19 protein-coding genes are annotated in these 24,062 nt (G+C 74.9%); 14 read left to right on the top strand and 5 right to left on the bottom strand.

Annotation, left to right across the window (positions count from 1 at the left end):
* Positions 1-20: 20 nt before the first annotated feature.
* Entirely contained in the window at positions 21-881 is an 861-nt protein-coding gene (locus LY71_RS22745) for a PaaX family transcriptional regulator (protein WP_106282148.1), read from the bottom strand.
* A gap of 159 nt (positions 882-1,040) precedes the next feature.
* Here LY71_RS22745 and LY71_RS24770 point away from each other — a divergent pair, with 159 nt between their 5' ends.
* The 10 genes from LY71_RS24770 (at position 1,041) to LY71_RS22695 (ending at position 14,375) form a co-directional block, all read left to right on the top strand.
* Entirely contained in the window at positions 1,041-2,603 is a 1,563-nt protein-coding gene (locus LY71_RS24770) for an ATP-binding cassette domain-containing protein (protein WP_106282146.1), read from the top strand.
* Complete coding sequence (locus tag LY71_RS22735) at positions 2,600-3,490, top strand: branched-chain amino acid ABC transporter permease (RefSeq protein ID WP_106282144.1); 891 nt, start codon at positions 2,600-2,602, stop codon at positions 3,488-3,490. The genes LY71_RS24770 and LY71_RS22735 overlap by 4 nt, the downstream gene beginning before the upstream one ends.
* A complete protein-coding gene (locus LY71_RS22730; protein WP_106282142.1) occupies positions 3,483-4,631 on the top strand; it encodes a branched-chain amino acid ABC transporter permease in 1,149 nt (382 codons plus the stop codon). The genes LY71_RS22735 and LY71_RS22730 overlap by 8 nt, the downstream gene beginning before the upstream one ends.
* Positions 4,628-5,878, top strand: coding sequence for an ABC transporter substrate-binding protein (locus LY71_RS22725; RefSeq protein ID WP_106282140.1), 1,251 nt, complete (start codon positions 4,628-4,630; stop codon positions 5,876-5,878). The genes LY71_RS22730 and LY71_RS22725 overlap by 4 nt, the downstream gene beginning before the upstream one ends.
* Before the next feature lie 5 nt (positions 5,879-5,883).
* Entirely contained in the window at positions 5,884-7,461 is a 1,578-nt protein-coding gene (locus LY71_RS22720) for a class I adenylate-forming enzyme family protein (protein WP_106282138.1), read from the top strand.
* A complete protein-coding gene (locus LY71_RS22715) occupies positions 7,458-8,264 on the top strand; it encodes a TIGR03084 family metal-binding protein (protein WP_106282136.1) in 807 nt (268 codons plus the stop codon). The genes LY71_RS22720 and LY71_RS22715 overlap by 4 nt, the downstream gene beginning before the upstream one ends.
* A 181-nt stretch (positions 8,265-8,445) precedes the next feature.
* Positions 8,446-9,588, top strand: a complete 1,143-nt coding sequence (locus tag LY71_RS22710) for a M14 family metallopeptidase (RefSeq protein WP_106282134.1) — start codon at positions 8,446-8,448, stop codon at positions 9,586-9,588.
* A gap of 107 nt (positions 9,589-9,695) precedes the next feature.
* The gene (locus LY71_RS22705; RefSeq protein WP_245888248.1) at positions 9,696-9,947 is read left to right on the top strand and encodes a hypothetical protein; all 252 of its coding nucleotides are present in this window, start codon (positions 9,696-9,698) and stop codon (positions 9,945-9,947) included.
* 194 nt (positions 9,948-10,141) lie between these two features.
* Entirely contained in the window at positions 10,142-11,329 is a 1,188-nt protein-coding gene (locus LY71_RS22700) for a hypothetical protein (protein ID WP_106282130.1), read from the top strand.
* A 13-nt stretch (positions 11,330-11,342) separates the two neighbouring features.
* Complete coding sequence (locus tag LY71_RS22695; protein ID WP_245888247.1) at positions 11,343-14,375, top strand: FtsW/RodA/SpoVE family cell cycle protein; 3,033 nt, start codon at positions 11,343-11,345, stop codon at positions 14,373-14,375.
* A gap of 3 nt (positions 14,376-14,378) precedes the next feature.
* Here the strand turns inward: LY71_RS22695 and LY71_RS22690 are convergent, their stop codons facing one another.
* Positions 14,379-15,368, bottom strand: a complete 990-nt coding sequence (locus LY71_RS22690; RefSeq protein ID WP_106282128.1) for a rod shape-determining protein — start codon at positions 15,366-15,368, stop codon at positions 14,379-14,381.
* A gap of 459 nt (positions 15,369-15,827) precedes the next feature.
* On the opposite strand from LY71_RS22690, the gene LY71_RS22685 reads away from it, so the two are divergent.
* A complete protein-coding gene (locus LY71_RS22685; protein WP_146146225.1) occupies positions 15,828-16,529 on the top strand; it encodes a hypothetical protein in 702 nt (233 codons plus the stop codon).
* 126 nt (positions 16,530-16,655) lie between these two features.
* On the opposite strand, the gene LY71_RS22680 is transcribed toward LY71_RS22685, so the two are convergent.
* Entirely contained in the window at positions 16,656-17,231 is a 576-nt protein-coding gene (locus LY71_RS22680) for a hypothetical protein (RefSeq protein ID WP_106282124.1), read from the bottom strand.
* Positions 17,232-17,975: 744 nt separating this feature from the next.
* Between LY71_RS22680 and LY71_RS22675 the strand changes: the two genes are divergently transcribed.
* A complete protein-coding gene (locus tag LY71_RS22675; RefSeq protein WP_170121458.1) occupies positions 17,976-19,817 on the top strand; it encodes a BCCT family transporter in 1,842 nt (613 codons plus the stop codon).
* 361 nt (positions 19,818-20,178) lie between these two features.
* Here the strand turns inward: LY71_RS22675 and LY71_RS22670 are convergent, their stop codons facing one another.
* Both LY71_RS22670 and LY71_RS22665 read right to left on the bottom strand, forming a co-directional pair.
* Positions 20,179-21,351: an NAD(P)/FAD-dependent oxidoreductase gene (locus LY71_RS22670; RefSeq protein ID WP_106282122.1), complete on the bottom strand. Its 1,173-nt coding sequence runs from the start codon at positions 21,349-21,351 to the stop codon at positions 20,179-20,181.
* Entirely contained in the window at positions 21,348-21,668 is a 321-nt protein-coding gene (locus LY71_RS22665) for a bifunctional 3-phenylpropionate/cinnamic acid dioxygenase ferredoxin subunit (protein ID WP_106282120.1), read from the bottom strand. Before LY71_RS22665 ends, LY71_RS22670 begins: the two co-directional genes overlap by 4 nt.
* A 186-nt stretch (positions 21,669-21,854) precedes the next feature.
* On the opposite strand from LY71_RS22665, the gene LY71_RS22660 reads away from it, so the two are divergent.
* On the top strand, positions 21,855-22,598 hold the full coding sequence (locus LY71_RS22660) for an IclR family transcriptional regulator (protein WP_245888246.1): 744 nt from the start codon (positions 21,855-21,857) through the stop codon (positions 22,596-22,598).
* 177 nt (positions 22,599-22,775) lie between these two features.
* A complete protein-coding gene (locus tag LY71_RS22655) occupies positions 22,776-23,897 on the top strand; it encodes an aromatic ring-hydroxylating oxygenase subunit alpha (RefSeq protein WP_106282116.1) in 1,122 nt (373 codons plus the stop codon).
* Positions 23,898-24,062: the final 165 nt, after the last annotated feature.

The raw sequence follows: 24,062 nt of genomic DNA, 5'->3' as shown, positions 1-24,062 counted from the left end.
CCGCGGCCGGGGAGCGCGGCCTAGGGAACGCGACCGGCGGCGCGCAGACTGCGCTCCAGTGCCGCCCGGGCGGCCGGCGCGAGGCCGTCGAACACGCGCCGGTAGACCGCACTGCTGGTCGCGGCCGGCCAGTCCGCGCCCAGCTGCGCGGCCGGCAGGCCGGGGTCGGTCCGCAGGAGCGCGAGCCAGTCGGCGCCGAGCAGGGTGAGCTGGGCGAGCGAGCCGGCGACCGCCGGTGGACGGCTCCACGTCTCGATGAACCGCAGGTGGGCCTCGCGCACGGCCGGCACCTCCCACGCCCGGCGCACCAGGCGGTCGACGTCGGTGCCCGGCAGCACGCGTGCGGCGAAGGCGTCCGCCAGGCCGGCGACCTCGGCGAGGTCGGACCGGCCCAGGACAGCGGCGACGTCGACCGTGCCGGGAGCGATCCACAGCCCGTCGCGCAGCCCGCCGAAGCCGGCCCAGGTGAGCCGGGCGCGCACGCGGTGGCGCAGGTCGCGCCGGCTCTCGGGGACCGAGTAGCTGAGCAGTGTCCACTCGCCCTCGGGGTGCTCGAAGGGAGCGGGGGAGGAGACCCGGCCGGTGGCCTCGCGCAGCACGTCCTCGGCCAGCGGCGTGAGGGCGTACTCCGCCGTCCGGCCGACCTGCCCGCGGGACAGCAGCCCGCGCTGGGTCATCCGCTTGAGGGTGGCCCGGCCCGCCGCCTCGGCGACCCCGAGGTCGGCCAGCAGGTCCAGCAGGGTCATCGAGGGCAGCGGGGGGAGCCCGGCGTCGAGGACCAGGGCGCCGAAGAAGCTCAGCAGCAGCGACTGCGGCCGGTGCGCGGCCGCCGGCTCCCGCGCCGGTCCCGGAGCGCCGTCCACGGCCTCCAGCGCGCTCATGTGCCTCCTCGGTCGCGGTCGTCGATCAGAGCACAGCCCGTCCTCCGCCTGCTGAAGTTAGACACTTGCTTGACGTGCGTCTACTACGGCTCTAGCTTTCCCGTGACCTGCAGCACCTCCACCCCCGTCGGGTCGACCGGCCGAGCCACGAGGACGCCGATGTCACAACCGCTGCTGAGCGTGGAACACCTCGACGTGTCCTACGACGGCGCCGTCCAGGCGCTCGAGGACGTGTCCCTGGAGGTCGCGCCGGGACAGGTCGTCGCCGTCCTGGGGTCGAACGGTGCCGGGAAGTCCTCCCTGCTGCGGGCGATCTCCCGGGCGCTGGGGTCCTACGGGGGCGCGGTCACCGGCGGCACCATCCGCTACCAGGGCGTGGACCTCGCGGGGATGGACGCCTCCGCGGTGGTCCGGCGGGGGCTCGTGCAGGTGCCGGAGGGTCGGCGGGTGTTCCGCGACCTGACCGTCGAGGAGAACCTGCAGGCGGGTGGCTTCACCGTCCGGGACGCGAAGAGCCGCACCGAGGCGCGCGACCGGGTCTTCGACCTCTTCCCGGTCCTGGCGGAGCGACGGTCCCAGCTCGGCGGGCTGCTCTCCGGCGGGCAGCAGCAGATGCTGGCGATGGGCCGGGCGCTGATGACCTCACCGGAGCTGCTGCTCCTCGACGAGCCGTCCCTCGGCCTGGCCCCGCTCCTGGTCGACCAGATCGGCGAGATCGTCTCGCAGATCAACGCCCAGGGGACGGCGGTGCTGCTGATCGAGCAGAACGCCGTCATGGGGCTCCGCGTCGCCGACCGGGCCTACGTCCTCGAGGTCGGCCGCGTGACCGCCTCGGGCAGCGCCGACGAGCTGGCGGCCAGCGACGACGTGCGCGAGCGCTACCTCGGGGTGGCGGTCCCGGTCCGGGCCGCCGACGTCGTGGTGAGCGAGCCCGCCATCCCCACCGCCGAGGCGCCGAAGCGGCTCTCCGTGGAGCACCTGACCGTGCGCTTCGGCGGCATCGCCGCGCTGTCCGACGTGTCCTTCGCCGTCGAGCCCGGCACGGTGCACGCGCTCATCGGGCCCAACGGGGCCGGGAAGTCCACCTGCATCAACGTGCTGGGCGGGGCCTACCGGGCCACCGAGGGGCGGGTGACCTACGGCGACGACGTGCTCACCGACCTGCCGGCGCACCGGACCGCCGGGCTGGGCGTCGCGCGGACCTTCCAGAACATCTCCCTCGCGCTCGAGGACACCGTCGAGGACAACCTGCTCGTGGGCCGGCACCGGCTGATGCGCTCCGGCGTGCTGACCGGCGCGGTGCGGACGCCGCGGGCGCGACGCGAGGAGCGGCAGCACCGGGAGACCGTCCGCGACATCGCCGAGCTGCTCGGCCTGACGCCGCTGCTGCGGACCCCCGTGCACGGCCTGTCCTACGGCAACCGCAAGCGCGTCGAGATGGGACGTGCCCTCGCCGCCCGGCCGTCGCTGCTCCTGCTCGACGAACCGGTCGCCGGCATGACCCACGGGGAGTCGCAGGAGATGGCCGAGACCATCCGGCAGGTCCGCCGTGACCTCGGCCTGTCGATCCTGCTCGTTGAGCACGACATGCCCTTCGTCATGGGCCTGGCCGAGCAGGTCACCGTCCTCGACTTCGGCAAGAAGATCGCCGAGGGCACCCCGGCGGAGGTCCAGCAGGACCCCGAGGTGCTCCGGGCCTACCTGGGAGCGGCAGCCGTATGAGTTACTTCCTGACCCAGGTCCTCAACGGCCTCTCGTTCGGGCTGGTGCTGAGCCTGATCGCGGCCGGCTTCGCGATCGTGTTCACCTCCACCGGGGTGCTCAACTTCGCGCACGGCTCGGTCGTCCTGCTGGGTGCCTACCTCGTCGCGGTCACGCACCCGACCATCGGGTTCTGGGCCGCCGTGCTCGTCGGCGTCGTGGGCGCCGCGGTGGTCGGCGTCCTGGTCAACGCCCTGCTCGTGCGCAACCTCGCCGACCCCAACCCCGGCACCGCGGCGATCCTCATGCTCGGGGTCGACATCCTGCTGCTCACCGAGTTGACCCGCCGGATCGGCAACCGGGTGCTGCCGCTCGGCGCGCCCTGGGGTGCCGACGTGGTCCGCTTCGGCGGCATCGCCCTGCCCGCCGGCCGGGTGCTGGCCGCGGGGGTCGCGGTGGTGGTGTTCGCCGGGCTCTGGTTCCTGTTCGCCCGCACCCGCCTGGGGATCGGGATGCGCGCCGCCGCCGCTGACGGGCCGACGGCGTCGCTGATGGGCATCCGGCTCTCCCGCACGGGCGCCACGGGGTGGGCGCTGGCCGGGGTGCTCGCCGCCCTCGCCGGGGTCTTCCTGACCTCGTTCCCGTCACCCGGGGTGGCACCGCCGGTGGCTCTGTCGGCCTTCCTCGCCATCCCGGCCTGGGTGCTCGGGGGCTTCGACTCGGTGCCCGGGGCGGTGCTCGGCGGCCTGGTCATCGGCCTGGTCACCGCGCTGACCGTCGGCTACGAGAGCGAGCTACACGTCCTCGGCGGCGGCTTCGGCGAGGTCGTGCCCTACCTCGTGATGATCGTCGTCCTGCTCGTGCGGCCCCAGGGTCTGCTCGGCAGCAAGGAGGCCGTCCGTGTCTGAGCTGCCCCGCCGGATCGCCGGGCTCGTCCTCCTCCTGGTGGCCGTCGCCCTGCCGCTGGTGCTCGAGGACTTCTGGCTCCAGCTCGGCCTGTTCGTGATGGCCACGATGATCGGTGCCGTCGGGCTCACCCTGCTGGTCGGGGTGGCCGGGCAGCTGTCCCTGGGCCACGCCGCGTTCGCCGCCATCGGTGCCTACGTCTACGTCTGGGCGACGTCGGAGTCCGAGCCGACGCTCGCGGGGGCCGGCCTGCCCGCCGTCGTCGGGCTCGTGCTCGCCGTCGCGGTGGCCGCCCTGGTCGGCTTCGTGTTCTCCCCGGTCGCCAGCCGGCTGCGGGGCATCTACCTCGGCCTGGCCACCCTCGGCCTGGTGTTCCTGGTCCGGCACCTGCTGCTGAACCTGGATCCCTGGACCGGGGGGTTCAACGGCCGCTCGGTGGAGCCGTTCACGCTCGGCGGCTTCAGCTTCAGCAACCGCGACCCGGACTACCTCGCCGTCGCCGGTGTGGAGCTCGAGGGCCTGCACCGGCTCTGGTACCTGTTCCTGGTCCTCACCCTGCTGGCCTGCTGGCTGGCGGCCAACCTGCGGTCGAGCCGGACCGGCCGTGCGTGGGCCAACCTCCGCGACAGCGAGACCGCCGCCGCGGCCATGGGGATCGGTGTCGCCCGGTACAAGGCCGCGGCGTTCGTCGTGTCCTCGGGGTACGCCGGGCTCGCCGGTGCCCTGCTCGCTCTCGCGTACGGCCGCCTGGCGCCCGACGTCTTCACGCTCACCGTGTCCGTCGACTTCCTGGTGATGATCGTGATCGGTGGCCTGGGCTCGGTGGGCGGCGCCATGGTCGGCGCGCTCTTCGTCACCGCACTCCCGCTCGTGCTGACCCAGTACAGCGACGCGCTGCCCTTCATGGCCGCGCCGGGCTCCGGTGGGCTGGACCCCGCGACGACGTCCCGCCTGCTCTACGGGCTGGCCATCATCGCCGTCCTGGTCTTCCTGCGCGGGGGACTCGCCGGCGCGTCCCGCCGGCTCACCGGACGCCGTGCGGCGTCCGGCGCCCCCGACGACACCCCCCGCCCCACCACCCCGATCGCCCCCGGCCACGAGGCCGGGGACCGCACCTCCGAGTCCAAGGAGACCGCTCGATGAGGAAGACCCGCCCCGCCCTGGTCGCGGCCGCAGCCTGCGTGTTCGCGGTCACCGCCTGCTCCACCACGGAGCCGGAGGCCGCCGGCGGCGGGGGTTCCGGAGACGTCGAGACCGGCAACGGCGTCACCGACTCCGCCATCACCGTCGGCGTCCTCACCGACCTCTCCGGGCCCTTCGCCGCCGGTGCCGCCGTGCAGGTCACCGAGTTCCAGGCCTACTGGGACCAGGTCAACGCCGACGGCGGGATCTGCGACCGCGACGTCGAGATGCAGGTCCAGGACCACGCCTACGACCCGCAGAAGGCCGTCTCGCTCTACCGCAGCATGTCCTCCGACATCGTCGCCCTGCAGCAGGTCCTCGGTGGACCGACCAGCGCCGCCGTCCTCCCGCTCGCGCAGCAGGAGAGCGTGTACGTGGGCGGGGTGGGCTGGGCCAGCACCGCGCTGCAGTACGAGAACAACCAGCTCCCCGGCGCCAGCTACAGCATCCAGGGCGCCAACGCCATCGACTACCTGGTCGACGAGCTCGGGCTCTCCGAGGGCGACTCCGTCGGTGTCGTGTACTTCGTCGGGGACTACGGCAGCGACGCCCTGGCCGGCGCCGAGCACGCCGCCGCGGAGCGGGGGCTCACGATCGTCCCGCAGGAGATCACCCCCGCGGTGACCGACCTCTCCGCGCAGGCCTCGGCGCTGGTGCAGGAGGGCGTGCAGGCCGTCGTCCTCGGCGCGGCACCCGCACAGCTGGCGTCGCTGGTCGGCGTCCTCTCCTCCCAGGGCGCCGACGTGCCGGTCATCGGGATGAACCCGACCTTCAACCCGGCGCTGCTGGACACCCCCGCCGCCGAGGCGCTGCTGGCCAACACGTACAGCATCACCAGCGTCGCCCCCTACGCCAGCGACGCGCCCGGCGTGCAGGAGGCGAACGCCCTGTACACCGAGGCCGACCCCGACGGTGCCCTCGGCTGGGAGGTCCCCCTCGCCTACGGGCAGGCCCAGCTGCTGAGGACCGCGCTCGAGGACGCCTGCGAGGCCGGCGACCTGACCCCCGAGGGCGTGGTCGCCGCGCTGGGGAACGCCTCGGACGTCGACACCGACGGCGTGTTCCCGGACGGGCTGGACTACACGCAGGTGGGCGAGTCCCCGACCCGGACCGTCTTCGTCTCCAAGGTCAGCGACACCGCCGAGGCCGGGCTGGAGCTCCTCGACACCTACGAGGGCCCCAGCGCGCAGAGCTACACCTTCGGCTGACCGTCGTGCCCCTGGACCGCAGTGAGCTGCTGGCCGCTCCGGTCCCGGGCCCGGTGGAGGGCGTCCTCGGCGACGTCCTCCACCGGGCGGCCCGGGAGGCGCCGGAGGACCTGCTGCTCAGCACGCCGGCCACCGGCGAGACGTGGACGGCGGAGCAGCTGCTCGCCGACGCCCGGGCGGTCGCCGGTGGCCTGCTCCGCGACCTCGAGCCGGGCTCCCGCGTCGCCACCTGCCTGAGCAACGGCCCGGAGCCGGTGCTGCTCCAGCTGGGGGTGGCGCTGGCCGGGATGACCCTGGTGCCGATCAACCCCCGGTCGCGCCCGGCGGAGCTCGAGCACGCCCTGCGGCTGTCCGGCGCGGTGCGCCTCTACGCCGCCGTGGACGCCGGGGGCAACCCGGTCGCCGACCTCGCCGCCGAGGCCGCCGACCGGCTGCCCGCGCTGCGGGAGGTCCGCCGGTGCGGCGCGGGGTGGCGCTCCGCGATCGAGCTGGCGGAGCCTCCCGACCTGCCGGTGGTCGACCCGGAGAGCCTCGCGCAGGTGCAGTTCACCTCCGGCACCACGGGGCGGGCCAAGGGCGTCCGCATCACGCACTCCGGCATGGTCACCACCGGCCGCGCGTTCGCCGACCGGCTCGGCCCGCGGGCGGGACGGGTCTGGGTGGACCCGATGCCGCTGTTCCACACCGCCGGCAACGTGCTCGGCGTCGTGGGAGCGCTGTGGGCGCGGGCGGAGCACGTCGTCCTGCCCTTCGCCCCGGCGCCGGTGCTGCAGGCGCTGGCCGACCGCCGGGCCACCCTGCTGTCGGCCGCGCCCACGCTGCTGGACCTGCTGGCGAGCCACCCGGACCTGCCGGACACCGACCTGTCCGCGCTGGAGGTCCTCTTCACCGGCGGCATGACGGTTCCCCCCGCGTTCGTCGACCGCGTCGAGACCCTGTTCGGCGCCCGGCTCTCGATCACCTTCGGCATGACCGAGACCTGCGGCGCCGTGCTGCAGACCGCGCCGACCGATCCCGACCCGATCCGCCGGCAGACCGTGGGTGCGCCCCTGGCCGGCACGGACGTGCGCATCGCCGGCCCGGACGGATCGGCCGTCCCGCCCGGGACCGCCGGCGAGCTGTGGGTCCGGGGGGCGCGCATCACGCGGGGGTACCTCGACGACCCGGCCGCCACGGCCGAGGCCATCGACGCCGACGGGTGGCTGCACACCGGCGACCTGGCGGAGATGGACGCCGACGGAGCGTGCCGCGTCGTCGGGCGCATCAAGGACATGATCAAGACCGGGGGTGAGAACGTGTCCCCGGTCGAGGTGGAGGAGGTCCTGGTGGCGCACCCGGACGTCGCCCACGCCGCGGTGGTGGGTGTGCCCGACGAGCGGTGGGGCGAGCTGGTCGTGGCCTTCGTGGTGCCGGCCGGCAGCCGGGACCCGAGCCCGGCGGAGCTGACCGACCACTGCCGGGACCGGCTGTCGCCGTTCAAGGTCCCGCGGTCCTGGCGGCTGGTCGACGAGCTGCCGATGACGGCGTCCGCCAAGGTCCAGCGCGCCGAGCTCCGCCGGAGAGCGGCGGCGGAGGCACGGTGAGACGGCAGCTGCTCGCCGACCTGGCGGCCGAGGGCTCGGCACTGGAGGAGGTCCTCGTCCGTCTCGCGCCCGCGGACTGGGCGCGGCCCACCCCGGCGCACGGGTGGACGATCGCCTCCCAGGTCGCGCACCTCGCCTGGACGGACGAGGTCGCGCTGCAGGCCACCACGGACCCGGGCGGGTTCGAGCGGGCCGCGGACGACCCCTCGGACGCCGTCGACCGAGCGGCAGCGGAGGGCGCGGCGCTGCCGCCGGCGGCCCTGCTGGCTCGCTGGCGTTCCGGGCGGGAGCGGCTCGCGGCCGCGCTGGCCGCGGCACCCGACGGGGTCCGGCTGCCGTGGTTCGGCCCGCCGATGAGCGTGGCGTCCATGGCGACGGCCCGGCTCATGGAGACCTGGGCGCACGGCACCGACGTCCGGGACGCCCTGGGTCTGGAGCCGCTCGACTCACCGCGACTGGACCACGTCGCCCACCTCGGCGTGCGCACGCGCGCCTTCGCCTTCGCCGCCCACGGGTTGCCCGTCCCGGCCGCCCCCGTCCGGGTCGAGCTCGACCGCGCCGACGGCTCCGTGTGGAGCAACGGACCCGCGGACGCCGAGCAGCGCGTCACCGGGCCGCTGCTGGACTTCTGCCTGCGGGTGGTGCAACGCCGCCCCCGGGCCCGGCTGGCGCTCACGGCCGTGGGACGCGACGCCGAGACCTGGCTCGACGTGGCACAGGCCTTCGCCGGCCCCCCGGGCCGTGGCAGCGAGGCGGGGCGGCACGCCGCCCGGACGGAGGAAGCGCCTCCCCGACCCCGGTGACGCCACCGCGCGACGTGGCGGGGACTGCCGGGCGAGGTGGTCGTCAGCGGCCACGACGGACACGCGCACCGACCGCGACGGCCGTGGCACCGACGTGACGCCCCGGTGACGGGTCGTGCCTAGCGTCGGCACCCGGCGGGCCGGGTCCCCGTCTGCCGGTGCCGCAGCACGGGAGGGTCCGATGGCGAGCCTGATCGCGAGAGTCACGTCCACGAGCCCGCGGGCCCCGCTCGCCCGGCTGCTCACCGCTCCGCTGGGCCTGGACGTGTGGGAGGTGAGGCCGGATCACCTGGTGGTGGAGGCCGACGAGGCCCAGGCCGCCCGGCTGGAGGCGATGGGGTACGGCGTCGAGCAGGTGCAGATGCTCGAGCCCTACCTGTCCACCTTCGCGACCGACGCCGCCGCGACCGGTTACCACACGGTGGCGAGCCTGGAGGAGGACGTGCGGCGCCTGGCCGAGGAGCACCCGGAGATCGCCGAGCTGCACGAGATCGGGCGCAGCGTGGAGGGCCGCCCGCTGTGGGCGCTGCGCATCGGCGAGCGCCGCGGCAGCACCCGGAAGGTCGCCGTCCTCGGCTGTCACCACGCGCGGGAGTGGCTCGCCGTCGAGGTGCCCCACCTGCTGGCCGAGCACCTGCTCGAGAACTCCTCGTCCGACCCCGTGCAGCGGTGGCTGCAGCAGGGCGAGGTCTGGGTGGCGCCGATGGTCAACCCGGACGGCCACGAGTACACGCGCACCGACCACCGGCTGTGGCGCAAGAACCGGCGCCCGAACCGGGACGGCAGCGTCGGTGTCGACCCGAACCGCAACTACGGCTACATGTGGGGCTCGCTCGACGTCAGCACCTCCAGCCACGTCCCGTCCGACGCGACGTACGTCGGCCCGCGGGCCTTCTCCGAGCCCGAGGTGCGGGCGGTGCGGGACCTCGTCGCCCGCGAGCGCTTCAGCGGCGTCCTCAGCTACCACAGCTACTCGCAGCTGATCCTGTACCCGTGGGGCTACACGGCCGAGCGGATCGCCGACCAGAGCGACTTCGCCGAGCACCGGGACCTGGCCCAGGAGATGGAGCAGCTGATCCGCAAGGTGCACGGCAGGACCTACGTCGCCCAGCAGTCGTCGGAGCTGTACCCGACGGCGGGTGACACGACCGACTGGACCTACGGGGAGTACGACGCGGTGTCGTTCACCATCGAACTGCGCCCGGCCTCCGCCGAGGAGGGCGGGTTCATCCTGCCGTCCAGCGAGATCCGGCCCTGCTGGGAGGAGAACCGCCCGGCGGCGTTCGAGTTCATCGAGCGCGTCCTCGAGCGGCCGGAGCACTGACCGGTCGTGCCCGGTCCAGGTCCCACCGGCAGCCCCGCGGCGAGGTCGGCTGCGCGGGCCCGCAGCCGCTGACCGCGGGCGAGGGCGACGAGCCGGTGGTCGCCCGCGTGACCCCGGAGGCCGGCCGCAGCGTCGCCGAGCTGCTCGGCATGTCGCTGGGGCTCGACGTCTGGGAGCGCCACGCCTCCTTCCTCGTCGTCGCCGCGCCCGAGAGCCGGCTCGGCGAGCTGGAGCGGCGCCGGCTCGCCCGGGTCGACCGCTGGGCCACGGTGGCGGACCACGTGACACAGGCGCAGGCCCGGCCACCGGCCGAGGACGACGAACGGGACGCGCAGGAGGACGGCGAGCCGACCGGGTGACGGTCGGCGGCGGACCCCCCGCGACCGGCCGGGGGCCCGACGCGGCCGGGATCTCGGCCGGGGCGCGCCGGGCACACCGGCACGACGCGCCGGAGACGAGACGACGGCGCGACGGAACCGGGTGACAGCCGTGGGTCCGGTGTCCCAGCCTGGGCCTCCTCGCATCCCGGATCGACGCGGTGGGGTGACAGCGGGTGGCGGACCTGACGATCGACCGGGCGCCCGAGCGCCGCGCGCACGAGCACGACCACCGCGCACCCGACCAGCGCTCACTGGACCAGGTCCCGCGCCCTCGCGACCGGCCCGACGCGCCGCCGGGCGCGGTCACTGGTGTCCCGCTGGCCCGGCTGACCGCCCTGGCCCGGCTCACGGCCGCGCAGGCCGTCGAGCTCGGTGCGGACCTGCTCGCCGAGGCCGCGCGGGCCCCGGAGGACGCCGCCCGGGCGGGCGGCCCGGACCTGCTCGACCGGGTGACCGTCGGGACCGACGGGCGGGTGCGCCTCGATCCCGCGACGGCGGGCGCCCCGGCAGGGACCGCTCTGGCCGCGGTCCTCGCCGGCATCGCGGCGGCCGCGCGGTCCCGCGGCCGCCCGGCGGAGGGCGCGGCGGCGGACCTGCTGGCCCGGCTCGACTCCGCGGCGGCCGACCTGCCGGTGGCCGGCGTGCCCGCCGTGGCCGAACGGCTCCAGGAGACGGCGAGCGCCGCCGACCGCGCCGCCGTCCGCGCCGAGCTGGCCGCGCTGGTGCGGGCCGTCCTCGCCGGCCCGGCCGCGGCGCGGGCCGGCTCCCCGCCGGGCCCGGGCCGCGCGGCCCCCGTGCGCCGGTCCTCCCTGGCGCCCTCGGGCAGCACGTGGCGGCGGATCGGCGGGTGGCTGCTGTCCGTGGTGGTCCTCGGCGCGGTGGTCCTCGTCGAGGTCGTCGTGCTCCGGGACGACATCGCCGCCGACGTCGAGGTGCTGCTGGACGCCGGCCGCAGCGGCACCGAGCCGTCAGCGGCGCCGGAGCCCGACGGCGTGCCGGTGACCCCACCCGCGCCCGCGGCGGCCGGGGACGTCACCGCGGTGGACCTGCGCAACCTCGCCGCGTGCACCCCGGGCACGCCGTGCACCGTCCGGGTGCAGGTGCGCCTGCAGCCGAGGAGCGAGCCGCGGCAGGTGAGCTGGACCTACACCCTCGTCGACCGCTGCACCGGCGCCACGTCGACCACGCCCGGCGGATCGGTCGCCGTCCCCGCCGGTGGTACGCGGGCCGAGGCCGTCGGGGTCGTCGCGCTGCCCGCCCTCCCCGCCGTGGCCGTGCTGGCCGTCACCGAGCAGCCCGCCGCCGCGGCGTCCGCCCCGCTGTCCGTGGGCTCCTGTCCGCCCGACGCGCCGGTCCGCTGACGGGAGGACGCGCGTGCTGGACGAGAGGGACGCCGGCGGACCGGTGGACGAGGAGCGCAGCCGGCGGTGGACCCGGCGCCAGCGCCGGGTGCTGTGGGCCGGTGCGCGGGCGGCTGCCGAGGAGCCGGAGGACGGCGACGGTCGCCGCCGGCGGACCCGGCAGGAGCGCCGCGACCGCCGCAGCGCACGGTTCGACCTGCTCGCCGTCGTCGCCGCGCTCGCCCTGGTCGGGCTCGGGCTGGCCAACCTGGTCCTCATCGGCGAGACCGAGCTCGCCGCGCGCCAGGCGGCCATCGCCGTCGGCGGGGTGCTCGCCCTCGCCGTCTTCTGGCGGGTCCGGGTGCGCTACCTGGGCGTCCTGGGCTGGCTGGCCTACGGCGCGGCCGTCGTCTTCCTCGTCGGCGTCCTGACGGTCGGGGTGACGGTGAAGGGCGCCACCCGATGGTTCGTCCTCGGCTCGGTCACCTTCCAGCCCTCGGAGCTGGCCAAGCTCGGGCTGCTGCTGGTCCTCGCCGCCGTCCTCGGCTCCGGCCGGCCGGCCTGGCGCCGCTTCGCGCTGGCCGTGCTGCTGGCGGTCGTGCCCATCGCGCTCACCCTGCTCCAGCCGGACCTGAGCACCACCATGCTGCTGGCCGTCCTCACCGCGTCGATGCTCGTCCTCGGGCGGGTGCCGGCGCGCTTCCTGCTGCCGCTGGGCGCCGCGGCGGTGATCTCCGCGCCGCTCCTGATCAGCCTGCTGCAGCCCTACCAGCTCCAGCGCCTGGGCACCTTCCTCGTCGGCGCCCACGAGTCGCCCACCGGCTCGGGCTGGGCGCTGCGCCAGGCGCACATCTCGGTGGCCTCCGGCGGGCTGCTCGGACGGGCGGACGACCCGCTGCGCGAGCTGCGCGCGGAGTACCTGCCCGAGGGGCACACCGACCTCGCGCCGGCCAGCCTGGTCGGCCAGTGGGGCCTGGTCGCCGGCGCCGGGGTGGTCCTCGCCGTCGTCGTCCTGGTGTGGCGGCTCGCGCTGGCCAGCCGCCGGGCGCGCACGCCGCACGCCGCGCTCGTCGGCGGCGGGCTGGCCGTCCTCATGGGCGTGGAGACCGTGGTCTCGGTGGGGGCCAACCTCGGGTTGCTGCCGCTGGCCGGCGTCCCGTTCCCCCTGCTCAGCTACGGCGGCACGGCCCTCGTCGTGCACCTGGCCGCCATCGGCGTCGTCCTGGGCGTCCGCCGGGACGGCACCCGCCGGCGGCTGTGGGCCCTGCCGAGCCGGCGCAACCCGCGACCGCGGCTGGTCCGGCTGGCCGCGGTCGCCCTCTCGGTCCTGCTCGTCGCCTTCGGGGTCTACGGGTGGCGGCTGCAGGTCACCCGCGGCGAGGAGCTCACGCTCGCCGGCGAGGAGCAGATGACCCGGTGCATCCGGCTGCCCGCCCCCCGCGGCGCGATCACCGACCGGCACGACACGCCCCTCGCCGTGGACGCCGCGGTCGCCGGCACCGGCGTGGACCGCGTCCTCGTCGTCCCCGCCCTGCTGCGCGACGCCCCGTCGGCCGTCGACCGGCTCGCCGCCCTGACCGGCCGGGCCCCCGGCGACCTGCAGGCCCAGATCGACGCCGCGGCGCCCACCACCCTGTCGCTGCCGGTGGCCGACGTGCCCCGCCCGACCGGCGACGCGGTCACCGCGGCCGGCATTCCCGGCGTGCTCGTCGTCCCGGAGCCCCGCCGGTGGTACCCGGAGGGCGCGGCGCTGGGGCCGGTGCTCGGCTTCGTCGGCGTGGCCACGCCCGAGTCCGAGGCGCGCTGGGCCGTCCTGCCGGCGGGGGAGTTCGTCGGCCGCGCCGGTCTGGAGCTGCAGTACGACGCGGTGCTGCGCGGCGTCAACGGGCGCCAGTGCCTCTACGTCGACCCGGCGGGCGTGCCCGTCGCGCTGGCCGAGCGGGTGGCGCCGGTGCCCGGGGCCGACCTGCGTCTCTCCCTCGACCTGGGGCTGCAGCGGCAGGTGTACCAGGGGCTGGTCGCGGCGCTGGACGCCCAGCGGCGACCCGACGGGCACGTCGCCGCCGCCGTCGCGATGGACCCCCGGACGGGTCAGGTGCTCGCGATGGCGAGCGCCCCGTCCTTCGACAACGGCGTCTACGGGCCCCCGGCCGACCCCGCCGCGCTGGCGGCGCTGGCCGGGGCGCCGGGCTCGCCGACGCTCGAGCACGTCACCCAGGCGGCGCTGCCGCCCGGATCGACGTTCAAGCTGGTGGTGGCCGCGGCCAACCAGGCCCACGGGGCCTTCGACGCGGACTCGGTCATCCCCACCGGCGGCAGCTTCACCTACGGCGGCCACACGTTCGGCAACTGGAAGCCGATGGGACCGATGGACCTCGTCGAGGCGATCGCGTGGTCCAACGACGTCTACTTCTACAAGCTCGCGCTGGCCCTCGGGCCCGAGGCGATCGCGGAGACCGCCGGGGCGCTCGGGGTGGGGCAGCCGACCGGCATCGACCTGCCCGGCGAGTCCGCCGGCTACCTGGGCACCCCGGAGTCCGTGGCGGCCGACGGCGGCACCTGGTACGGCGGGTCGACGGTCATCCTCGGCATCGGGCAGGGCGAGATCCAGGTGACGCCGCTGCAGAACGCCCGGTGGACCGCGGCCGTCGCCACCGGCGTCCTGGTCACCCCGCGCCTCGGCCTGGCGGTCGGCACGGAGGGGACCTTCACCGCCGTCCCCGCCCCGGCCCCGTCGCCGCTGACCTTCGCCGACGGGCTCGGGCCGGTCCGGGAGGGGATGCGACAGGTCGTGACCACCGGGACCGGCACCCGGCTGGCCGGCCTCCCCGCGCCGGTCGGCGCCAAGAGCGGCACCGCCCAGGACGGCGGCCTGGGCGCCGACGAGTACGACTTCTGGATGACCGCCGCGTCCCCGATCGACGCTCCCGAGATCGTGGTGACCTCCGTGGTGCAGGGGCCGTACGAGCGGAGAGGCGACGCGGCCACCGTGGCGAACGACGGGCTGCAGTACTTCCTCGACCACCGTGCCGACGTCCTCGCCACCGGGCCGGTGCAGGGGCCCTGACGGTCAGCGGCGGCCGTAGGCCGCCAGCAGCGGCCGGTTGCGCAGCGCCCGGGCGGCGCCCTCGGCGACGCACGTGAGGGGCTCCGCGGCCGTCGTGACGGGGAGGCCCAGCGCCCGCTCCAGCTCCTGGGGCAGGCCGGGCACCAGCGAGCCCCCGCCGAACACCAGCACGCCCTCCGCCATGACGTCGGAGAGGGCCTGCGGGGGGAGGTCGTCCAGGACGGGCGCGAGCGTCCGGACGACCTGGTCGGTCACCGGCCGCACCGCCTCGGCCACCTCGGCGGCCCGCACCGTGGCCAGCCGGGGGCGGCCGGCGATCCCGTCGCGGCCCTGCACGACCAGCGGCCCGTCGCCGTCCGAGCCGACCCGGACCTTGAGCGCCTCCACCTCGAGGTCGCCGACGTGCAGCTGGTGCTCCTCGCGCAGCCAGCGGGCGACGGCCAGCGTCATCTCCTCCCCGCCGGTGCGGCCGGTGCGGGAGGCGAGCACGCCGCCGTAGCAGAACGCGACCGCCTCCGCCGTGCCGCCACCGACGTCGACGACCAGGTGCACCCGGCGCTCCATCGGGTCGACGCCGCAGCCGACGGCGCCGGCGATGGGCGCGTCGAGGGCGGTCACCGGGCGGATGCCCGCCTCCTCCGCGGCCTCGATCAGCGCCCGGGTCTCCAGCGCGGAGGAGCCGACGGGCACGGTGACGACGGCGCGCACCGGGAGCCGCCACGGGCGCTGCCCCGCCGCGTGCAGGACCGCCCGCAGGTAGACGCGGGCGGTCTCCAGGTCGGTGACGCCCCCGTCGTCGAGGGGCCGCACCGGCGTGAAGCGGGAGGGCGCGCGGCCGAGCAGGTCGGCGGCCTCGGCGCCGACGGCGAGGACCCGGTCCCGGCGACCGCCCCCGCGCCGCACCAGCATGACGGTGGGCCCCTCGAAGAGGACCCCGCGGCGGGCCTCGCTCACGACCGTCGTGGTGGTGCCCAGGTCGATGCCGAGTTCCACGCGCGCCTCCTGGTGGTCCGGTACTGGGCCAGTCTCGTGTCCCACCGGTGCGCGGTCCAGGTCTGCCGCCACGGCGCGCGAGGCCGTCCGACGGAGAGCGGGACCCGCCGCCCGTCCGGCCCGGTCCGGCCCCGCGATCGGGGCGTGGGGAGGGAGGTCCCCCCGCCTCGGGGCGTCGACGGAAGGGTGCTCGTCCCACCGGGTGGACGCGTCAGACGTCACCTCCGGTGGTGTCCGACGTCGGTCCGGGCGACCTGTCCCCGTCTCCGGACCCCGCCGGCCCGGGAGCGCCGAGACGACCTGCGCGACGCGTGCTCCTGGACCGCAGTCGACCGACTCCGGCACGCAGCCACCGCGCCGCCGTCCACCGCAGTACGCCGCCACGGGTGGCCCGTCCGAACGGCACCCCGCCGGACGCGGTCATCATGGCGGCTGCTCCTCTGGCCCCTGGAGGGCGACATGCCTGATCGCCGTGGGATCGCCGGCACCACCCTCCTGGTGACCGTCGCCGCAGCAGCACTCACCGCCTGTGGATCCGGCACCTCCTCCAGCGCCGGGACGTCCTCCAGCGGGTCCTCGTTCAGCTCCACACGGAGTCCTGCGGCGGCCGAGCCCTCGGGGCCGGAGCCCTACTCCACCCAGGCGTTCGTGGTGCCGCTGACGCTGGAGGTCGACACCTGGCTCACGTCGGTGACCCCGGAGGAGGACTCCGCGCACCTGGTCTACTGGAGCGCCGCGGTCGACGACTCCCGGGTGCGGTTCCTGGTCCCGGTCGTGACCTACGTGCCCGGGACGGGCAGTCCGACCGACCCGCCTGCGGACTTCGTGTCGTACCTGCACAGCCAGCCGGACTTCCAGCTGGAGGACGAGGCCGGCACCGAGGTCGACGGTCGGCCGGCCACGGTGATGACCGCCACGTCCCAGCCCGGCCGGGCCGAGGGGTACTACGACGGATCTCTGGGGTGCGTCAGTTCCGACGCCGAGATCGACGATCCCGTCGGGTGTTTCGGACTCCAGCCGGACCGCGAGCTCCGTCTGGCTGTGATCGACCTCGGCGACGAGACCCTCCTGGCCTGGGCACGCATCGCCAAGGACAGCCCCGACGCCCCCGAGCTCTTCGAGCACTTCGAGACCATGCTGAGCAGCATCCGGTTCCGCTGACCCGCCGGCGGTCCGCCACCTCGGCGGGTCCTCCGCCGCTCCGCCGCACGGGAGCAGCGTGGACTCCGCACGGTCATCGGCCGGTGCAGCCTCCGTGGAGTCCGCCGTGATGACGACCGCCGGTGGTCACTCCACCTTGGAGAACGGAGCGCTCTCGTAGATCGTGCGCTGCGCGAGCAGGTCCACCGAACTGCACTCCGGGTTCTGTCCCTCGTCGCGGAGGACCTCGAGGGTGAGCTGGTCCCCCTCGAGCGTCGCGCGGTAGTCGATGGCGCACCCGGCATCCGCCTCCCGGGCGTGGACCACGTCGCCGTCGACCGTGTACGTGCCCGTCCAACCGCGCTCCGCCTCGCCGTGGTCGGCCCGCTCGTACTGGTCCCACACGCCGTCGTGGGCGTGGAACTGGAACTGGATGGTGCTCTGGGCCGAGCCGGAGCCGAGTTGGTCCACGAACGCCTCCGCATCAGCAGAGCTGCCGCCGGCGTCCTCGTAGACGACCCGAGCCTCCTCGAGCGGGATGTCCGGGGTCTGCCACGTGCCTTCCAGGTCGGCCGCTTGCCCGGCCGGCGACGACTCGTCGGTCGCACTGGCCGGCGTGGAGCCCGCCTCGGAGCTGCCGCCGCCGCAGCCGGCTGCCACGAGGAGAGTCGCCGCGGCAGCCGCACGGGCCCACGCCGGACGCCGGGAGCGAGAGGTGACCATCGTGACTCCTCCACGGGGACCGCTGGGAAGAGAGGACGGACGAGTCCGGTCAGGACTGCTGACGCAGCTCTGCAGGAACGGTAGGGCGATCGCCGCGGGAGCACCACGCCCCCGCTCCCGGATGCCGCGTCAGCCGACCCCGTCGTCGGGTCCCGACCCGGATCCGACGACCTCCCGGGCGGCACGCGTCGTCGAGGAGGGCCGAACCGACGTCGACCGCACCGATCGTCCCGGCACCCGGCGCCGGGGGGACCCCAGCAGGTCCTCCCAGCAGGTCGACGAGGATCCTCGGATCGGGCGTCCTCGCTGCGGCGTGCGAGTCCACCACCGCACCGGCCCCCGCGGCCTCGGCGCGGGCCCACGAGTGCTCGACGAACCTGACGGAGGTCCACACTGGCCGGTGCCGGACGAACGGGCGGCGGCTGACACCCCGTCGGTGCTCGCCCGTCCTCCGGACGTCCGTGTCCTTGACGTCACGACGAGGTCACGCGCAGTCTCCTCGGGGCGGGACTGTGTAAACGGTCACGTTCGACCCTTGTTCACCTGTCGACATTCTGGTTCCCTCTTGCGAAGTCGGTCTCGAATGACGCAACAGAGATGGGGAACGTCATGGAGAACCCACGGAAGCCCACCTCGTCCTCTCCCCAGAGGAGCCGACCAGGAGCCGTGGGGGCTGATCCCCCGTCCGGCGAGGGCGCGGCGACCGCGGCGGACCGTCCCGCCGTCCACGCGACGGACGTGACCGTGACCGGGACCCACCCGGCGATCGCCGAGCCCCCGCCCTGCGTCGCCGACCGGCACTGGGCCGTGGACCGGGTCCTGTTCGCCATCGCCGCGATCATGGCGCTGGGCTTCGTCGCCTGGGGCTTCGTGAGCCCGACGGGTCTCGGCACCGCCAGCGGTACGGCCCTCGGCTGGATCACCGGCAACCTCGGGTGGCTGTTCGTGCTGCTGGCCTCGGCCTTCGTCATCTACGTCATCTGGCTGGCGGCCGGCAAGTACGGGCGGATCCCACTGGGACGCGACAACGAGCAGCCGGAGTTCCGCACCATCTCGTGGATCGCGATGATGTTCAGCGCGGGCATGGGCATCGGCCTCATGTTCTTCGGGGTCGCCGAGCCGCTGTCGCACTTCGTCGCGCCACCCCCGCTGACGACCGAGGCCGGGTCGTCGGAGGCGATCCAGACGGCGATGGCGACCACGCTGTTCCACTGGACGCTGCACCCGTGGGCGATGTACGCCGTCGTCGGGCTGGCCATCGCCTACGGCACCTTCCGCAAGGGCCGCCGGCAGCTGATCAGCTCCGCCTTCATCCCGCTGCTCGGCCGCCGGCGGGCCGAGGGGCCGGCCGGCCGCGTCATCGACGTCCTGGCCATCTTCGCGACGCTGTTCGGCTCGGCTGCCTCCCTGGGCCTGGGTGCCCTGCAGATCGGCAGCGGCGTGGAGATCCTCGGCTGGGCCGGCGACGTGGGCAACGGCGTCCTGGTCGCGATCATCGCGGTCCTCACCGCGGCCTTCGTCGCCTCGGCGGTCTCCGGCATCGAGCGGGGGATCCAGTGGCTGTCGAACACCAACATGGTCCTGGCCCTGGTGCTCGCGGTGTTCGTCTTCGTCCTCGGCCCGACGATCTTCATCCTGAACCTGATCCCCGACGCGGTCGGCAGCTACTTCTCCGACCTCGGCGAGATGGCCGCGCGCACCGAGGCCACCGGTGGCGACGCGATGGCCACCTGGCTGCGCGGCTGGACGGTCTTCTACTGGGCGTGGTGGATCAGCTGGACGCCGTTCGTCGGGCTGTTCATCGCCCGCATCAGCCGCGGCCGCACCATCCGCCAGTTCGTGACGGGCGTCCTCCTGGTGCCCAGCCTGGTCAGCCTGCTGTGGTTCGCGGTGTTCGGCGGGGCCGGGATCGCCGCCCAGCGCAACGGCGTCGACATCGCCGGTCAGGGCACCACCGAGGGGCAGCTGTTCGCCGTCCTCGAGCAGTACCCCCTGGCCACCGCCGCGACCGTGCTCGTGATGGTGCTCGTGGCGATCTTCTTCGTGTCCGGTGCGGACGCGGCCTCGATCGTCATGGGCTCGCTGTCGCAGCGCGGCACCCTGGAGCCGAGCCGCTGGGTCGTCGTCTTCTGGGGCGTGGTGATGGGCTCCGTCGCAGCGATCATGCTGCTGCTGGGGGAGGACGGCGCCGCGCTGACGGGGCTGCAGAACCTGACGATCATCGCGGCCCTGCCGTTCGCGCTGGTCATGGCGGCGATGGCGGTGAGCCTGGTCAAGGACCTCCGCCACGACCCGATCGTCCTGCGCGGCAACTACGCCTCCCTGGCCATCGAGCAGGCCGTCGTCGACGGCATCAGCCGCCACGGCGACGACTTCGTCCTGGTCGTGGAGAAGACGCCGGATCCCTCGTCGGACACCGCGGCGGAGGCCGGGCGACCGCCCACGGTGAGCCCGGGGGCGAACGGCCGGCTGCCCATCAGCCCGAGCGGCAACTTCGTGGCACCGGCCGGAGGGGCGCCGTCCGTCCCCGCGCAGAGCTCGTCCAGGGCCGAGGCGATGGGCCGACCGTCCGGTCCGCCCGTCTAGCGCGCCGGCCGGCAGGGAGGAGCCTCCCGGCACCGGAGCTGCTGCGTGCCGCTCCGGTGCCGGGAGGCTCCGCCGCGTCGGGCTCCGCGGAAGGATCGGCCCGCGTGCTGGTGTCCGTGCCCCGCCGGCCTCGACCGGCGGGGCTGCGGCCCGTGACCGCGTCGCCTCGTCGGTCCGCCGGCCGCGGGTCCGCGCGCTCGGTCCGGTGGGACGGGCCAGGTGGACGTCCGGCCCGGACGCGACGGCCGGGACGTGACGGCCCGGGGCGCACCACCTGCTCAGGCCGTCGGACCGCCGGGGTGCCTGCCCGGCGCAGCCGCCCTCCTCGGGGCGCTGGCCGCCGGACGGCCCGGCCGGGTGGTCAGGACGGCGTCGGCACCGCCGAGCGCAGCTGCCGGCGCCACCGGGTGAACAGGCGGGGCTGGTTCATCCCGAGGACGGCCACCGGGTGCCCGTCGCGCTCGTAGACGACCAGGAAGCTGCGGTCGGCGCAGCTGCCCTCCACCACGCGGGCGACGTCCCCCTCGCGCCGCGAACCGGCGAACTGGATGCGGGCGCCGTACTGGTCGGACCAGAAGTAGGGCACGGGCGTGGGCACCGGCCCCCCGGTGCCCAGCAGGGTGGCGGTCGCGGTGGCCGGTTGCTCGAGCGCGTGGGTCCAGTGCTCGGTGCGGACGTGCCGCTCCGCGGTGACCGACCACGTCGCGGCGCAGTCGCCGACCGCGACCACGCCGGGGATGCTGGTGGCGCCGCGCGCGTCGGTGAGGACGCCGTTGCCGAGGGCCACGCCGGAGTGGGCGAGCCACTCGGTGTTCGGGGTGGCGCCGATGCCCACGACCACCACGTCGGCGGGCAGGCGCGTGCCGTCGGTCAGCTCGACGGCCTCGACCCGGCCGGTGCCGACCAGGGCGGCGACCCCGGTACCGACCAGCAGGCGGGTGCCGTGGTCGGCGTGGAGTCCGGCGCAGACCGCACCCATGTCGGTGCCCAGCGGGCCCGCGAGCGGGACGGGCTGCGTCTCGACGACGGTCACGTCCAGTCCGAGGGTGCGGGCGGTGGAGGCGACCTCCGCGCCGATGAACCCGGCACCGATCACGACCAGGCGCTCGGCGAGGGCCAGGTCCTCCCGGAGGGCGAGCGCGTCGTCCAGGGAGCGCAGCACGTGCACGCCGTCGAGGCCGTCACCACCGGGGAGGCGCCGGGCGCGGGCGCCCGTGGCGAGGACGACGCCGTCGGCACGGACCTCGCTGCCGTCCTCGAGCAGCACCGCGCGGCTGAGGGGGTCCAGGCCCACCGCCGTCGTGCCGAGCCGCCACTCGAGGGAGAGGTCCTCGTCGTCGGGCGCGCCGAGGGCGATGTCGTCGAGCGACGCCCTGCCGGCCAGGAACTCCTTCGACAGCGGCGGGCGGTCGTAGGGGGCGTGCTCCTCGTCGCCGACGACGACGATCCGGCCGTCGTAGGACTGGTCGCGGAGCGCGCGCGCGGCGGAGAGGCCGGCCAGCGAGGCCCCGACCACGGCGATGGTGGGACTCACGCGGCGCCCTCCGCGGCGACCCCGGGTCGCACGTAGACCATGCCGTCCGCCACGACGACGCGGTGCGTGCGGACGGGCGTCTTGGCCGGAGGGCCGGACACCTTCCCGGTGCGGAGGTCGAAGCAGGAGGCGTGCAGCGGGCACTCCACCGCGCAGCCGTCCAGCCAGCCGTCGGCCAGCGAGGCGTCCTGGTGGGTGCACGTGTCGTCGATCGCGTAGAACTCGCCGTCGACGTTGAAGACCGCGATGGGCTCGTCGGCCTCGACGCGGATCGCCTCGCCGGGCGGCAGTGCGGTCGTGGGGCAGACCGGGATCATGTGTGCTCCAGGCTCATCGCTGTTGCGTTGGACGCAACTTCGTGCCGATGACGCAACAGCATGCTGGAGAGCGGCCGGGCCCGTCAAGAGCGGCAGGGTCCTGTTCCGTCCGCGCCCTACCCTGAGGCCATGAGCGGGCCACGGGGTGCGAACGGAGAGCGGAACTCGGTCGCCGCGGTCCAGTCCGTGGACCGTGCGCTGAGTGTCCTCGAGATCCTGGCGGCGCACGGGGAGGCCGGTGTCACGGAGGTGGCCGCCGAGCTGGGCGTGCACAAGTCCACCGCCTTCCGGCTGGTCGCGGTGCTGGAGAGCCGGGGCTTCGTCGAGCAGCTGGCCGACCGGGGCAAGTACCGACTCGGCTTCGGTGTCGTCCGCCTCGCCGGCGCGGCCGCCGCCCAGCTGGACATCGCCCGGGAGGGGCGGCGGATCTGCGAGGCGCTGGCGGCCGATCTCGAGGAGACGGTCAACATCGCCATCCTCGACACCGACCGCGCGGTGAACGTCAGCCAGGCCCGCGGGCCGGCGGCGCTGAGCACGCACAACTGGGTGGGGCAGGGCACCCCCCTGCACGCCACGTCGAGCGGCAAGGTGCTGCTGGCACACGCTCCCGAGGCCGTCCGCAAGGGCGTGCTGTCCCGGGACCTGCAGCGGTTCACGGCTGCCACGATCACCGATCCCGAGGTGCTCCGGCAGGACCTCGACCGGATCGTCGAGCAGGGGTGGGGCTGCACCGTCGAGGAGTACGAGGTCGGGCTCAGTGCCGTGGCCGCCCCCGTCCGGGACGCGGACGGCGACGTGATCGCGGCGCTCAGCGTGTCCGGGCCGTCCTTCCGCATGGCCTCGGAGGACTTCCCCAAGCTGGCCAGGCGGGTGCTGACGGGTGCGGACGAGCTGAGCAGGAGGCTGGGCTTCTTCAGCCAGACCCGCTGAACCCGGGGGCGCGAGCGGTGCGGCGCGTTGTTGCGCTGTGCGCGAGCGGCTGAGTAATGTGCAACACGGCGGTCGTGTTGAGCTCGCTGGCGGACGACGACCGTGGTTCGTCGCAGACCCGTGTCGTGCGACGTCCGGCGCACCCCTCCCTCGCCCCCCGGAACCCCGAGGTGCCGTATGACCACCACCGAGAAGCCCGCGAGCCTCATCTCCACGTTGCCGGGCCACTACTACACCGACCCCCAGGTCTTCGCGTTGGAACAGGCCCACGTCTTCGAGGACATGTGGTTCTGCGTCGTGCGCTCGGGTGACCTGCCGACGCCCGGCTCCTTCAAGAAGGTCCAGGTGGGCAGGGAGAGCGTGCTCGTCGTCCGCAGCCGGGACGGCGGGCTGCGCGCGTTCCTCAACGTCTGCCGGCACCGCGGGGCACAGATCTGCACGGAGGACTCCGGTGCGGTCAAGCGCGCCTTCCAGTGCCCGTACCACGCCTGGACCTACGACCTCGAGGGCAAGCTGATCGCGGCCCCGAACCTGACGAAGATGCCCGACATCGACCGCGTGGAGTACGGGCTGGTGCCGGTGCACCTGCGGGAGTGGCTCGGGTACGCGTGGGTGTGTCTGGCGAAGGAGCCCCCGTCGTTCGAGGACGACGTCGTGGGCGCCATCGGCGAGCGGCTCGGGGACGTGGAGTCCATCGACCGCTGGGAGCTCGACTCGCTCACGGTGGGCCGTCGCATCACCTACGACGTGAAGGCCAACTGGAAGCTCATCATCGAGAACTTCATGGAGTGCTACCACTGCGCGACCATCCACCCGGAGCTGACCGAGGTGCTCCCGGAGTTCGCGGACGGCTACGCCGCGCAGTTCTTCGTCGGGCACGGCGCGGAGTTCGGTGAGGAGGTCCAGGGCTTCACCGTCGACGGCACGGAGGGCTTCGACAAGCTCCCCGGCGTCGCCGAGGACCAGGACCGCCGCTACTACGCCATCACGGTCCGCCCGACGGTCTTCGTCAACCTGGTGCCCGACCACGTGATCTTCCACCGCATGTTCCCGGTCGCGGAGGACCGGACGATCGTGGAGTGCGACTGGCTCTACTCCCGCGACGTGGTGGAGTCGGGCAGGGACGTGTCCCGGTCGGTGGAGCTGTTCCACCGGGTCAACGAGCAGGACTTCGCGGCCTGCGAGCGCACCCAGCCGGCGATGTCCTCGCGGGCCTACGCCAACGGTGGCGTGCTCGTCCCCTCCGAGCACCACATCGGCGCCTTCCACGAGTGGTTGACCCAGCGCCTGTCGGGCTGAGGGCGGACCCGCCACCGAGGGGCCGGGAGGACGACCTCCCGGCCCCTCGGTGTGCCGGCCGGGACCGAGCCCCGGCCGGCCGTCGCTCAGGTGACGGTGCCGAGTTCCGCGGAGATGCGGGTGTCCGGGCCGTGGCCGGTGTGCACCACCGTGTCGCCGTGCAGG

Source organism: Geodermatophilus tzadiensis (genome assembly GCF_003002915.1).
Classification (GTDB): Bacteria; Actinomycetota; Actinomycetes; order Mycobacteriales; family Geodermatophilaceae; genus Geodermatophilus; species Geodermatophilus tzadiensis.
Note: the sequence above shows the minus strand (reverse complement) of the source record. Positions and strands in the feature narration are given on the sequence as shown.

Coding starts and splice junctions, on each gene's coding strand:
- LY71_RS22685 (WP_146146225.1), top strand. CDS start 15,828: ATGCCTGATCGCCGTGGGATCGCCGGCACCACCCTCCTGGTGACCGTC.
- LY71_RS22655 (WP_106282116.1), top strand. CDS start 22,776: ATGACCACCACCGAGAAGCCCGCGAGCCTCATCTCCACGTTGCCGGGC.
- LY71_RS22710 (WP_106282134.1), top strand. CDS start 8,446: ATGGCGAGCCTGATCGCGAGAGTCACGTCCACGAGCCCGCGGGCCCCG.
- LY71_RS22745 (WP_106282148.1), bottom strand. CDS start 881: ATGAGCGCGCTGGAGGCCGTGGACGGCGCTCCGGGACCGGCGCGGGAG.
- LY71_RS22725 (WP_106282140.1), top strand. CDS start 4,628: ATGAGGAAGACCCGCCCCGCCCTGGTCGCGGCCGCAGCCTGCGTGTTC.
- LY71_RS24770 (WP_106282146.1), top strand. CDS start 1,041: ATGTCACAACCGCTGCTGAGCGTGGAACACCTCGACGTGTCCTACGAC.
- LY71_RS22665 (WP_106282120.1), bottom strand. CDS start 21,668: ATGATCCCGGTCTGCCCCACGACCGCACTGCCGCCCGGCGAGGCGATC.
- LY71_RS22735 (WP_106282144.1), top strand. CDS start 2,600: ATGAGTTACTTCCTGACCCAGGTCCTCAACGGCCTCTCGTTCGGGCTG.
- LY71_RS22680 (WP_106282124.1), bottom strand. CDS start 17,231: ATGGTCACCTCTCGCTCCCGGCGTCCGGCGTGGGCCCGTGCGGCTGCC.